The following is a 12567-nucleotide window of genomic DNA, read 5'->3' as shown; positions in this document are numbered from 1 at the left end:
GTGAGCGTTCCTGCGCTTCGCCGTGGGAACGCAGCCCAGGATGCGTCGCGTCCGCTTTCGCCTGAACGCCAACCATCGGCCTGAGCCAGGCTGTATGGGGCAAACAACGTTGCGCTGTGCTTACCGTTCAGCGCTGGAAGCGCATAGATTTATCCCAGGCAGCTGTTGATCGAACTGCAATTGCGGGGGTAAACGATGCGCGTTGCCGTACTGACATTCGAAGGCTTCAACGAGCTGGACTCCTCTGTCGCCGCCGGTGTGCTCAACCGCATGCGCGGCCAGGGCTGGGACGCGTAAATCACCTGCCCGCAACCCTTGGTGACCTCCATGAACGGTGTGCGGGTGCATGCCCAGCAGCCGCTGGAATATGCCAACGACGCCGATGTGGCGTTGCTCGGCAGTGGCATCCAGACCCGTGAGATCGCTCAGGACCTTACAATTCTTGGGCGGTATCCATCCGGTGCCGGTTAGCGGCGAACACTATTCATAGTGCGTCCATAAGCGTAAGACTTTTACCAGATGCGCCTGCTCAAGGACCCGGTATATAAGGCGGTGCTGAATGTTGATACGACGCGAGTATGCCCCCGCGAGATCGCCAATGAGTTTTTCGTAAGGTGGGAGATTTTGTAAAGGATTGGTCTCGATGAGTTTTAGTAGTTCTTTTGCTTTTTCTTTGAGGCCAGAGAGTGCGAGTTTCTGAGCATCCGTCTGTGCCTGCTCGGTGTAGCTAATTTTCCAAATCACCAATCCAGTTCTTTTAAACAAGCTTCGGCAGGTTCTTCCATGCCTTGCTTGATTGACTCACGCATGCCTGGGACAGAGAGGAGATAGAGCGTTTCTTGGATCGCATCCCAATCCTCAGACGAAAGCAACACCGCATTACCACTTTTCCCTGAAATAACAATGGGTTGGTGGGACTCTGTGGTTTGATCGATAAGTCGGTAGAGATTGGCGCGAGCCTCGCTGGCAGTGAGGGTTTGCATGATGGAGGTACCGAGTCGGATGTAGATGTTGATAGCGTACTATTTTGCGTACGCTGCGACAGGCTTTGGTCGCTAACGTTCAGGTTAAGGGGCCGCGGTAGGCGGTCCCGGTGAGCGGAGCGAACGACTTGAACCGCTAGTTATACACAAGGTATCCGAATGTCACTATGGCAACCAACGAAAAGAAAAGTCATTACTACTGTAATATTTATTGCCATGCTGTTCTTATATTCTGGAATCAATACTGCCAGTAAAAAACTATACAACTCGGAGTTGTCCGAAATCCTCACTGGTACTGAATATAGAAAAAACATGAATGAATTCGCTCTACAGAGCGCCAAGGCGACAACAAAAGCCAGCTTAAATATTTCAGTCGAAGCATTAAGTTGTGCAGAATACCTTTTTTACGTAAAAATCACATTCGACTTATTAATCGCCATTGCGCTCTCATATCTTGGCGCATGTTTTGTCCACTCGCCAAACAAGCAGGTAAAGGTACCTGAATTCAACACATAAGTGCAACGCTCACCCCTGCATAAACTTCGTACGGCGTCTTCCAGCCCAGGCGTTTTCGCGGGCGTAAATTGATCTTCGTTACCACGCGACTGACCGCCTCGACGGTCAGCTTGCTGAAGTCGCCGCCCTTGGGAAAATACTGCCGGAGCAGGCCGTTGGTATTTTCATTAGTGCCTCGCTGCCAGGATGAATAGGGTTCTGCAAAAAAGACTTGGCACTGGCTCCGATGCGCAATGCGTTCATGCCCGGCAAACTCCTTCCCGTTATCCAGCGTCAGCGTGTGAACAGCATGCCCCTTGAGCAACAGATTGATCGCCCGCGTTACCTGCCGGCGCGTCCTGCGCTTGACCGGATAGGCGCTCAGGTAGCCGCTTTTACGATCAACCAGCGTGACCAGATTGCCGCCTACGCCATGCACCGTGTCACCCTCCCAATCACCTAGACGCTCGCGGGCTTCGACCTCAGCAGGGCGCTCGGTTATCGATACGCGATTACGCAACTGTCCGCGCCGGTCGTGGCTTCCGTAGCGTTTTCGGTACAGCTTCCTGCGGTGCCGCAAATACTTGTATAACTCGCCACCTGCGTGTTTGTCGGTGGCGATAAACCGATAAATCCACTCGTGACTGACCGCGCGCTCCGGCTGCTCTTGCTTCAGGCGCTGAGCAATCTGCTCCGGGCTCATACCGTGTTTTAGCCAGAGCGGCAGATAATGGCTGAACCACGTTAATGGCTTGCAGTGCTTGCGCGCCTGCGCTCGACGGGCATCACTTTCATGGGTCGCAGCAACCGCTTTGTAGGTCTTCTGGGAGCTGTTGCGGCGAACCTCACGACTTATCGTCGAGGGATGTACGCCAACCTGTTTCGCGATGCTTGCCTGGCTTTTTCCGGCGCTCAGACCGGCCTCAATCTGGTAACGTTGGCCCTGAGTTAGCTGCCGGTAATGCGTAGTCATCTGCGCTTGAATCCTTCGGTGTGAGAGCCTGGATTCTACCGGTGGCTGACTCTCTGCCTATCGTTTCAAACGTTGCACTTATTCTATGAATTCAGGGTATAACAAGCGGTTCAAGTCGCTCGCTTCGCAAGCTGGGACCGCGTACCGCGGCCCCTTAACCTAAACGTTATAGATTACACGCGAGATGACTATCTGTTGCTTTTACAAGGCCGCGAACAAAGCGAATTACTTTTTCTAGATCTTCGCGTTTAACTAAATGCGGCGTTGGCGCGCCAAAATTAATTGGCTTTGAGCGATGCACAGCTTCACCGCGCTTTGATATCCATAAATTAAGTGACTTTTTCGCAGTGTCTGGATCTGTATTTTCCCAACTCCAGCCAGCAGTGACATCAACCCCAAGGTACTCAAGAAATATTCTTTTTGTATTTTCCGCGTTCGGAGTATTGAAACGCTTCATTTCATCGTTGAGTTTTTTTGTGATGAAGTCGCCTAAAAAACTTCCTGAGACAGCAGATATTCGAGCATTTGTACCTTCAATTACTCGGTCCTCAACGTATGTTTCCCACGCTGTAAGTGCCATAACAAGGCCCGCTCTTTTAAGAACCTCTGCACTTTCTGGTGGTGGGTTCGCATTTATTGCATTGAAGTGCGCCAAGAGTTCTTCAGCGTCTTTGATTGCATATTCGAACGAGGTTTTGGCACGCGACATGTTGAACTCTCTAACGATTAAGCTCAGGGCCGGCGGAACGCCGTCCCGGCGAATGAAATGAGCGATTTCAGCGACTTGTTATGCGCGACCGCACAGAATGCCGTAACAGCCATTATATAGAGCTACCTTGGCGCTTAAGATACATATATCAGCTTTCGGAAGAAATGGTTGAGTCTTGACTGGATTCAGTAGCTAGCTTCAATCGGTCAGCTTTACTAATGTATTTAGACTTACTTTTTGGTGCCAGTTTGGCACTGGCTTTTTTGGCGTGAGCCTTTAATAATTGATTTATTTTTTTACGCCGATTCATGCTTTTCTACTCAGTTTGTATATTCTTGAATAATATTAGCTTAAAATATTTAGCCAGTTCCTGCAGCGCGCTCTTAGCGCATAACTATAATTATGCGACATGCCTACATCTGGCCACTGTTTCCATATCTAGGAACAAGTGTCCAAATGTAGGCATCGCGTTTCCATATCTGACCATCATCGTTTGACGATCCGTTCGCTCAAGCCCAGTTTGATAGCGTCGCCATGGCGTATCAGCCAGACCTGTTTTTCCGGGTTCCACTGTCCGCCCGTGCGTTTAACCAGACGCTGCAAGTCCGTCTCATGCCTGAGGATGCGCAAGGCGGCGGGTTGGCGGTTCTGGTAGAGGCGTTCGGCAGTGTAGTTCACACCTTTGGCGGGGGCCGCCTTGCGCTCGATGATGAGCCCGACCGTGGTGTAGCTGCTCTGCTGTTCGGCGTCGAGGCGGTAACGGACGGCCACCAGGTTGTCGCCGTAGATAGCGACAAAACGCTTGGTGCCGTTCTTGCCTGGCTTGAGGGTTTTCACAACGTCCATTGGGTCACCCGAGGGAGTGCGTCCTTGCTCCAGTGCAGTCTGCATACGGGCCGCATTGGGTTCAACCCTTTCTTTTGTGGGAGCCTGCTCTTGCAGTACGCCAAGAGGGCTGCACGCAGGCCGCCCCGTTGGCTTCAGTCCTTGAGTTCGGGTAGATCGCGGAACAGTTCCAGCGCCTGTGGGTTGGCCAGGGCATCGGTGTTTTTCACCGGTTGGCCGTGTACCACATTGCGCACCGCCAGTTCGACGATCTTGCCGCTGATGGTGCGCGGGATATCGGCGACGGCAATGATCTTCGCCGGCACATGGCGGGTGCTGGTGTTGGCGCGTATCACCTGGCGGATCTGCGCTTCCAGGATCTTGTCCAGCACAACGCCTTCGCGCAGGCGCACGAACAGCACCACGCGCACATCGTTGTGCCAGTCCTGGCCGATGGCGATGGATTCCAGCACCTCTTCGACCTTTTCCACCTGGCGGTAGATCTCGGCCGTGCCGATGCGCACGCCGCCGGGGTTGAGCACGGCGTCCGAGCGGCCGTGGATGACTAGGCCGCCGTGTTCGGTTTCCTCGGCATAATCGCCGTGGGCCCAGACGCCGGGGAAGGTCTCGAAGTAGGCGGCCTTGAACTTCTCGCCCTGCGGGTCGTTCCAGAAGCCCACCGGCATCGAGGGGAAGTGTTTGCTGCAGACCAATTCGCCTTTCTCGCCTTTGACGGGCTTGCCGTCGTCATTCCAGACCTCGACGGCCATGCCCAGCCCCTTGCACTGCAATTCGCCCCGGTGCACCGGCAGCACCGGATTGCCGAGGGCGAAGCAGGAGACGATGTCGGTGCCACCGGAGATCGACGACAGGCACAGGTCCGCCTTGATCTCGCGGTAGACGTACTCGAAGCTCTCGTGGGACAGCGGCGAGCCGGTGGAGAGGATGGTTTTCAGGCGTTCCAGCTTGTGCGTGCGGCCCGGTGTGGCACCGGCCTTTTCCAGCGCGGCGAGGTATTTGGCGCTGGTGCCGAAGATGCTGATGTTTTCCGCATCGATCAGGTCAATCAGGCGTTCCGGGCCGGGGTGGAACGGCGAGCCGTCGAACAGCACCAGGGTGGCGCCCCGGGCCAGGCCGGAAACCAGCCAGTTCCACATCATCCAGCCGCAGGTGGTGTAGTAGAACAGCGTGTCATCGGCACCCAGGTCGGTGTGCAGGCCGAGTTCCTTGACGTGTTGCAGCAGCACACCGCCGGTGCCGTGAACGATGCACTTGGGCACGCCGGTGGTGCCGCTGGAGTAGAGGATGTACAGCGGGTGGTCGAAGCCTACCGGGGTGAATTCGGGCTCGCCGCCGGCCTGGTAGAAGTCGGCCCAGAGCGCGACCTTGGCGGGCGTGTGGAAATCACCGGACTTGGCTTCGGTGCGCGAGTAGGGCACCACCACCAACTGCTTGAGCGAGGGCAGTTGTTCAAGGATTTCATTGAGCTTGCCCGTGAGGTCGAGGTTCTTGCCGGCGTAGCGGTAACCGGCCGCGGCGATCAGCACGGTCGGCTCGATCTGGCCGAAACGGTCGATCACGCCCTGGGTGCCGAAGTCCGGCGAGCAGGATGACCAGGTCGCGCCGAGGCTGCTGGTGGCGAGCATGCCGACCAGCGTCTGCCAGGTGTTCGGCATAAAGGCCGCAACCCGGTCGCCGATTCCGACGCCGGCCTCGCGCAGGCTCTTTTGCAGGCCGGCGACATGGGCGGCCAGTTCGGCGTGGCTCAGTGCCTCACGCGAGCCGTCTTCGCCAATCGCGACCAGCGCGGTGTGCGAGTCGCGACGGCGCAGCAGGTGTTCGGCGAAGTTCAGCCTGGCGCCGGGGAACCACTGTGCGCTGGGCATGGCCGGGCCTTCTTCGAGCACGGCATGCGGCGGGCTGCTGAAACGGATCTCGAAGAATGTGACGATGGCCTGCCAGAAGGCTTCGCGTTGTTCCACGCTCCAGGCATGCAGCGCCGGGTAGTCGGCCAGGTGCAGACCTTGGCGCTGGTTGACGAAGCGGCGGAACGCATCCATCCGGGTGGCGGCGATGCGTTCGGCGGAGGGCGTCCAAAGTGCTCGGGTCATGGCGGAATCCTGAAGCCTTCTTGGGTTGTGCTTAGCGTAAAGGCCAATCTACCCCTGGCCTTTACGTCTGGCGACCAGTTCTAGCCCTGGAGCGTCACTGCGCGAGCCAGCCGCCATCGACGTTCCAGGCTGCGCCGCGAATCTGGCTGGCGGCATCGCTGCAGAGGAACAGGGTCAGCTCGCCGAGCTGAGCGGGCGTGACGAATTCCAGCGAGGGTTGTTTTTCCGCCAGCAGCTCGCGGCGTGCGCGGTCAAAGTCGCCATCGGCCTGGGCGCGCTGGTCGATCTGTTGTTGCACCAGAGGCGTCAGCACCCAGCCCGGGCAGATGGCGTTGCAGGTGATGTCGGTGGTGGCGGTTTCCAGCCCCACCACCTTGGTCAGCCCGATCACACCGTGTTTGGCGGCGACATAGGCGGCTTTGTTCAGCGAACCGACCAGGCCATGTACCGAAGCGATATTGACGATCCGGCCCCAGCCGCGTGTTCGCATGCCCGGCAGCGTCAGGCGGGTGGTATGGAAAACCGAGGACAGGTTGATGGCGATGATCGAGTCCCAGCGCTCCACCGGGAACTCCTCCACGGGCGCCACATGCTGGATGCCGGCGTTGTTGACCAGGATGTCGATGCCGCCGAAGTCGCGTTCGGCATAGGCGATCATGTCCGCGATCTGCTCCGCGCTGGACACATCCGCCGGGTGATGGCCGACCTTGCCGCCATGTTTGGCGACCTCGGCAATCGCCGCCGAAGCGTCGCCGAAACCATTGAGCACCAGATTGGCGCCGGCCTTGGCCAGGCTCAGCGCAATGCCCAGGCCGATGCCGCTGGTGGAGCCGGTGACCAGTGCGGTTTTGCCTTTAAGACTCATGGGGATTCTCCTTGTCGGCCCGGATAGTACCCGGGCCATGCAGCTAAAACGATCAGAGTTAAACGATACCGGTGGCGTAGAAAGTGCCGATCACCACGAACACGGCAAGCGTCTTGATCAGGGTGATGCCGAAGATATCCTTGTAGGCCTCGCGGTGGGTCAGGCCGGTCACCGCCAGCAGGGTGATCACCGCGCCGTTGTGCGGCAACGTGTCCATGCCGCCGCTGGCCATGGCGGCCACGCGGTGCAGCACTTCCATCGGGATATTGGCCGCATTGGCGGCGCTGATGAAGGTCTCGGACATGGCCGCCAGGGCGATGCTCATGCCGCCCGAAGCGGAGCCGGTGATCCCGGCCAGCAAGGTGACGGTCACCGCTTCGTTGACTAGCGGGTTGGGGATGCTTTTGAGTGCATCGGACAGCACCAGGAAACCGGGGAGGGAGGCGATCACCGCACCGAAACCGTACTCCGAGGCCGTGTTCATCGCCGCCAGCAGTGCGCCACCGACGGCCGTTCGAGTGCCTTCGGCAAGCTTGCTGCGAATAGCGGAATAGCCGCACACCAGCACCAACAGGATGCCCAGCAGCAGCGCCGCCTGCACCGCCCAGATACCGGTGAGCTTGGTCACTTCGAGCTGGATGGGCGCGGCCATGCCGGCCAGTTGCAGGCTGTGGGTCTTACCGTACAGGCCTGGTATCCAGTGGGTGAACAGCAGGTTCGATACGCCGACCAGGACCAGTGGCGTTACCGCCAGCCAGGGGCTGGGCAGCTTGATATCGTCGGCGGTTTCCGGCTCGTTGCGCAGGGCACTGCCATAGCCTTCGCCCGCACGCTGGGCTTTGCCCAGCTGACGGCGCAGGTAAAGCATGCCGACGCTGAACACGAACAGGCTGCCGATCAGGCCCAGCCAGGGCGCGGCCCAGGCGTTGGTGCTGAAGAAAGTGGTGGGGATGATGTTCTGGATCTGCGGCGTGCCGGGCAGTGCGTCCATGGTGAAGGAGAACGCGCCCAGGGCGATGGTCGCCGGGATCAACCGTTTGGGGATGTCGCTCTGGCGGAACATCTCGGCGGCGAAGGGGTAGACCGCGAACACCACCACGAACAGCGAAACGCCACCGTAGGTCAGCAGGGCGCAGACCAGCACGATCACCAGCATCGCCTGGCGCGTGCCGAACAGGCGGATCGCCGCGGCGACGATCGAGCGGGAGAAGCCGGACAGCTCGATCAGCTTGCCGAACACCGCACCGAGCAGGAAAACCGGAAAGTAGAGTTTGATGAAGCCGACCATTTTCTCCATGAACACCCCGGTGAATGCGGGGGCGACGGCGGAGGGGTCGGTGAGCAGAACGGCGCCGAGGGCGGCGATCGGGGCGAACAGAATGACGCTGTAGCCGCGGTAGGCGGCGAGCATCAGCAGAGCGAGTGCTGCGAGGGCAATGAGCACACTCATCGAGGTATCTCCTGGTACGGTGCCGTTGGCGAATCAGGGCGCAGCCACTGAGTTCGCCCAACGGACACAAGTCTTGTTGTTATGGGGTGTGGTGTCGAGTGTGGCCGACTACCACAGCGGTACCACGTAGCTGAGGATCAGGCGATTCTCGTCCAGGTCGTTGCCAAAGTTGCTGGAGCGCACCGTGGCGTTACGCCATTTCACTCCTAGGTTTTGCAACGGGCCGCTTTGGAATACGTAGGCGATGTCGGTGTCGCGCTCCCATTCCTGGCCTTGCGCTTTGCCGGCGCCGAGATCGATTTCGTCGCCGCTGAGGTAGCGGGTCATGAAGGTCAGGCCAGGGACGCCGACGCTGGCGAAGTTGAAGTCATAGCGGGCCTGCCAGGATTTCTCGTCCTTGTTGGCGAAGTCGCCGATCTGCACGAAGTTGACCAGGAATGCGTCGGTGCCGTTGATATAGGCGAAGCCGGTGTCGCCGCTCATCTGCTGGTAGCCGAGACCGAAGGCGTGGCCGCCGAGGCCGTAGGTGAACATGGCGCCCAGCGCTTTGTTGTCGACGTTGCTGCTGCCGTCAGCGTTGGAGCGGGCGACGCGCAGGTCACTCTTCAGCGATTGTTTGTCGCCGAGCGGCAGGCTGTGTACCAGGTTGACGATGTGTTGGGAGTAGAACTCATCGAGCTTGCCGTAGTTGTAGCTGCTGCTCAGGGTGTCGCTCCACTTGTAGCTGAGACCGGCGAAGTTGAATTCATCGGAGCTGGTGCCGCTGCGCACCCGGATGTTCTTCGCGCCGTTGCCGGTGATGGTCATGTCTTCGCTGTCGGAGGAGTCGCGCTGGCTGACCTGCTTGAGCTGACCGGCATCGAAGGTCAGGCCGGCGAACTCGGCAGCGTTCAGGTGGCCACCCTGGAAGGTCTGCGGCAGCAGGCGCGAGTCGTTGGCCAACACGGTGGGCAGCTTGGGCAGCAGGGTGCCAAGCTTGAGCACGCTGTTGGAGGCGCGCAGCTTGGCGGTCAGGCCCAGTTCGCCGTAGTCGTCCTGGGCGCGCTTGGGGGCTTCGCGGTCGCGTGGCAGCAAGCCGGAGCCGGCACGGTCAGGGCTGGAGTCGAGCTTGAGGCCGAGCAGGCCGATGGCGTCGACGCCAACGCCAATGGAGCCTTCGCTGTAGCCCGACTCGTAGCGCAGCAGAAAGCCTTGCGCCCATTCCTCTTGCTTGGATTGGCTGGCGCTGTCCTGACGAAAATCGCGGTTGAAATAGAAGTTACGCAGTTCCAGGTTGGCTTTGCTGTCTGCGATGAACTCGGCATACGCCTGGTTCGACAGGCTGAGGCTGGCACCGAGCGCGGCGAGGGCTGCGGCTCGGCTGAGCGGGGTCTTGCTCATGGGTATCTCCTGGCACGGCTACGTGGCGAATAAAGACGGTGCCGGAGCGTCCCAGGGAGCGAATTCGCACAACGTGCAGCGGTATTGTTTTTATGTCGGCTGCGGTCTGGCCGCCAGCTCCCGATAGCCAGTTTTGTGCCAAGTGATTAAGCTATTGAATTTAAATGATATATTTCTTTGCGCGGGCTGCTTTTCTATGGTCGTGTCTCTTTTTTGAGACAAAAGTCTGCGCCGATCCTGGCCGGAGCCCGAACTTTATTCGATTCAGGTTGTTTTCTATGAATTGAGACGTTGTCTCTATTTCAGGACGAGATGCCCAGCGCGGCCATCTTCTTGTACAAGGTCGAACGGCCCAGACCCAGCTGCCGTGCGGCCTCGTTTACATTGCCGGCGCTGCTGGCAAGGGCCTGGCCGATCAGTTGCCGTTCGAAATTTTCCCGCGCACCATGGAAATCCATGCTGAGCGCGGCTGCGTCCGGCGAGTGACGCTGGCCGGGGGCAGCCTTTACAGCAGGCAGCAGGGTGCCAATGGCTGCCTGTAGCGCTGGCGCACTGATCACCGCAGCGTCGCTGTGCAGCGCCGCGCGCTCCAACACGTTGCGCAGTTCGCGGATATTGCCCGGCCAGTTGTGCCGGGCGAGCAGGGGCAGGGCTTCGGCCGCCAGCTCGTGGTGGCTGTGGCCTTCGCTGAGCAGCAGTTCGTCGAGGATGGCTTCGCACAGGGCGGGCAGATCGTCGAGGCGCTCGCGCAGCGGCGGTACGCGGATCGGCAAGACGTTCAGGCGGTAGAACAGGTCGGCGCGGAAGGTGCCGCGCTGCACGGCAGCTTCGAGGTCGGTCGAAGTCGCGGCGATCAGCCGTATATCACTGCGGATCACCTCGTTGGAGCCGACCGGCTCGAACTCTTTTTCCTGCAGCACGCGCAGCAGTTTGCTCTGCAGTTGCAGGGGCATATCGCCGATTTCATCGAGGAACAGCGTGCCGCCCTGGGCGATCTGCAATTTACCCGGTCGGCCCTTGCGGTCGGCACCGGTGAAGGCCCCCGGCGCGGTGCCGAAGAACTCGGCTTCCAGCAGGGTCTCGGGAATCGCGGCGGCGTTGACGCTGACAAAGGCCTTGTGCGCCCGTGGCGAGGTGCTGTGGATGGCATGGGCCAGCAGTTCCTTGCCGGTGCCGGTTTCGCCGAGCAGCAGCACCGGTGAGTCGGTGCTGGCGCTGCGCCGGGCCCGGCGTTTGACTTCCAGGCTCGGTGCGCTGGTGCCGATGAAATGGGCGAAGCTGTACTTGGCCTGGCGCGCCTGCAGCAGTGAGCGGGTCGAAGCCAGCTCCTCCTGCATGCTCAGGTAGCGCGTCAGCAGGGGAGTGAGCGAACGCAGTTCGTCGAACAGGGCAAAACCGATGGCGCCGATTATGCTGCCGGCATCGTCGTGGATCGGCAGGCGCATCACCACCAGCGGATCGTTCGGCATGTCGAGCATATCCAGCAAGATCGGCTGGCCGGTGCTGACCACCTCACGCAGCAGGCTGCCGGGGATTACGCTCTCGCAGGCCTGGCCGATCGCCGCTTCGGCATTCGGCAGACCAAAGCGCCGCGCGTAGCGTTCGTTCATCCAGACGATCCGCGCTTCGCGGTCGACGATCACCGTGCCTTCGCTGGACTGCTCGACGATTTCGAACAGCGAACGGATCGCCAGCAGGCGTATGCGCTGGTAATCCTTGAGGCTTTCGATGTCGTTCATAGCGTTTCCCGATTCGTAACCCGGCTGTAATCCGCAGACCTGGGGTGGGCCGGACGCGGAGCGTCCAAGGAGGCATTCCCACGCGGAGCCCGGGAACGATCGGCCCGTAGTCTATCCGGCTTATGCCAGACGCGCCCTGGCCACCCGCGAGCCGTTGTCGCGGCCGAGCACGGCGCAGATGCCCTGGCCGGCAGCGATCAGTTTGTCCAGGTCGATGCCGGTTTCGATCCCCAGGCCATTGAGCATGTACAGCACGTCTTCGCTGGCGACGTTACCGGTGGCGCCTTTGGCGTAGGGGCAGCCGCCGAGGCCGGCGACCGAGCTGTCGAACACATTGATGCCTTCCAGCAGGCTGGCGTAGATATTTGCCAGGGCCTGGCCGTAGGTGTCGTGGAAGTGCCCGGCGAGCTTCTGCCGTGGCACTTCGCGGCCGACCACCTCGAACAACCGGCGTGTGGCGCCTGGTGTGCCGGTGCCGAGGGTGTCGCCCAGGGACACTTCGTAGCAGCCCATGGCGTACAGTTGCCTGGCGACGGCGGCGACCTGCTCGGGCGCCACCTCGCCTTCATAAGGGCAGCCGAGCACACAGGATACATAGCCGCGCACCGTGATGCCGTGCTGGCTGGCCAGCTGCATCACCGGCTGGAAACGCTCCAGGCTCTCGCTGATGGAGCAGTTGATGTTCTTCTGCGAAAACGCTTCGGAGGCGGCAGCAAATACCGCGACTTCTTTAACCCCGGCCTCGATGGCCGCTTCCAGGCCTTTGAGATTGGGCGTTAGCGCACCATAGGTGACGCCGGCCTTGCGCTGGATTTGCGCGAACACCTCGGCGGAGCCAGCCATTTGCGGTACCCATTTGGGCGAGACAAAACTGCCCACCTCGATATAGCCAAGGCCAGCCTCCGCCAGCTGGTTTACCAACTGAACTTTGGCCTCGACGCTGATGGCCTGTTTCTCGTTTTGCAAACCATCCCGTGGGCCGACTTCGACCAGGCGGACCTGTTGAGGCAGGGGCATAGGGTTCTCCTGAAACGCTT

General features: G+C 59.8%; 14 protein-coding genes. 2 read left to right on the top strand and 12 right to left on the bottom strand.

Features of this window, described 5'->3' with window-relative positions; all coding sequences use genetic code 11:
- The first annotated feature begins 327 nt into the window (after nucleotides 1-327).
- Nucleotides 328-471: a hypothetical protein gene (locus AC3IYG_RS11980; RefSeq protein ID WP_489308641.1), complete on the top strand. Its 144-nt coding sequence runs from the start codon at nucleotides 328-330 to the stop codon at nucleotides 469-471.
- Between the two features lie 9 nt (nucleotides 472-480).
- On the opposite strand, the gene AC3IYG_RS11975 is transcribed toward AC3IYG_RS11980, so the two are convergent.
- Entirely contained in the window at nucleotides 481-744 is a 264-nt protein-coding gene (locus AC3IYG_RS11975; protein WP_489308639.1) for a Txe/YoeB family addiction module toxin, read from the bottom strand.
- On the bottom strand, nucleotides 741-983 hold the full coding sequence (locus tag AC3IYG_RS11970; RefSeq protein ID WP_489308638.1) for a type II toxin-antitoxin system Phd/YefM family antitoxin: 243 nt from the start codon (nucleotides 981-983) through the stop codon (nucleotides 741-743). The genes AC3IYG_RS11975 and AC3IYG_RS11970 overlap by 4 nt, the downstream gene beginning before the upstream one ends.
- 159 nt (nucleotides 984-1142) lie before the next feature.
- On the opposite strand from AC3IYG_RS11970, the gene AC3IYG_RS11965 reads away from it, so the two are divergent.
- Nucleotides 1143-1499, top strand: coding sequence for a hypothetical protein (locus tag AC3IYG_RS11965; protein ID WP_489308636.1), 357 nt, complete (start codon nucleotides 1143-1145; stop codon nucleotides 1497-1499).
- Here the strand turns inward: AC3IYG_RS11965 and AC3IYG_RS11960 are convergent.
- The 10 genes from AC3IYG_RS11960 to AC3IYG_RS11915 all read right to left on the bottom strand — a co-directional run bounded on the left by AC3IYG_RS11960 (nucleotide 1489) and on the right by AC3IYG_RS11915 (nucleotide 12547).
- Complete coding sequence (locus tag AC3IYG_RS11960; RefSeq protein WP_017846754.1) at nucleotides 1489-2451, bottom strand: IS30-like element ISPsme1 family transposase; 963 nt, start codon at nucleotides 2449-2451, stop codon at nucleotides 1489-1491. The genes AC3IYG_RS11965 and AC3IYG_RS11960 overlap by 11 nt on opposite strands.
- A gap of 166 nt (nucleotides 2452-2617) precedes the next feature.
- Entirely contained in the window at nucleotides 2618-3160 is a 543-nt protein-coding gene (locus AC3IYG_RS11955; RefSeq protein ID WP_489308634.1) for a HEPN domain-containing protein, read from the bottom strand.
- Between the two features lie 148 nt (nucleotides 3161-3308).
- On the bottom strand, nucleotides 3309-3470 hold the full coding sequence (locus AC3IYG_RS11950) for a DUF2986 domain-containing protein (RefSeq protein ID WP_489308632.1): 162 nt from the start codon (nucleotides 3468-3470) through the stop codon (nucleotides 3309-3311).
- 176 nt (nucleotides 3471-3646) lie between these two features.
- Nucleotides 3647-4006, bottom strand: a complete 360-nt coding sequence (locus AC3IYG_RS11945) for a hypothetical protein (protein WP_489308631.1) — start codon at nucleotides 4004-4006, stop codon at nucleotides 3647-3649.
- Between the two features lie 134 nt (nucleotides 4007-4140).
- Nucleotides 4141-6096: an acetoacetate--CoA ligase gene (locus AC3IYG_RS11940; RefSeq protein ID WP_489308629.1), complete on the bottom strand. Its 1956-nt coding sequence runs from the start codon at nucleotides 6094-6096 to the stop codon at nucleotides 4141-4143.
- 94 nt (nucleotides 6097-6190) lie between these two features.
- Entirely contained in the window at nucleotides 6191-6961 is a 771-nt protein-coding gene (locus tag AC3IYG_RS11935; protein ID WP_489308628.1) for a 3-hydroxybutyrate dehydrogenase, read from the bottom strand.
- Between the two features lie 58 nt (nucleotides 6962-7019).
- Nucleotides 7020-8411, bottom strand: coding sequence for a GntP family permease (locus AC3IYG_RS11930; protein WP_489308626.1), 1392 nt, complete (start codon nucleotides 8409-8411; stop codon nucleotides 7020-7022).
- Nucleotides 8412-8519: 108 nt separating this feature from the next.
- Nucleotides 8520-9791: an OprD family porin gene (locus AC3IYG_RS11925; protein WP_489308624.1), complete on the bottom strand. Its 1272-nt coding sequence runs from the start codon at nucleotides 9789-9791 to the stop codon at nucleotides 8520-8522.
- Between the two features lie 302 nt (nucleotides 9792-10093).
- Nucleotides 10094-11530 (bottom strand): sigma-54 interaction domain-containing protein, encoded by a 1437-nt coding sequence (locus AC3IYG_RS11920; RefSeq protein WP_489308622.1) that lies wholly within the window; start codon nucleotides 11528-11530, stop codon nucleotides 10094-10096.
- Between the two features lie 120 nt (nucleotides 11531-11650).
- Nucleotides 11651-12547 carry a hydroxymethylglutaryl-CoA lyase gene (locus tag AC3IYG_RS11915; RefSeq protein WP_489308620.1) on the bottom strand — a complete coding sequence of 299 codons (897 nt, stop codon included), beginning with the start codon at nucleotides 12545-12547 and terminating at the stop codon, nucleotides 11651-11653.
- Between the last annotated feature and the right edge of the window lie 20 nt (nucleotides 12548-12567).

The organism is Pseudomonas sp. KH_027 (genome assembly GCF_057838565.1).
The sequence above is the reverse complement of the archived record's forward strand: the minus strand, read 5'-3'. Positions and strand labels throughout refer to the sequence as shown.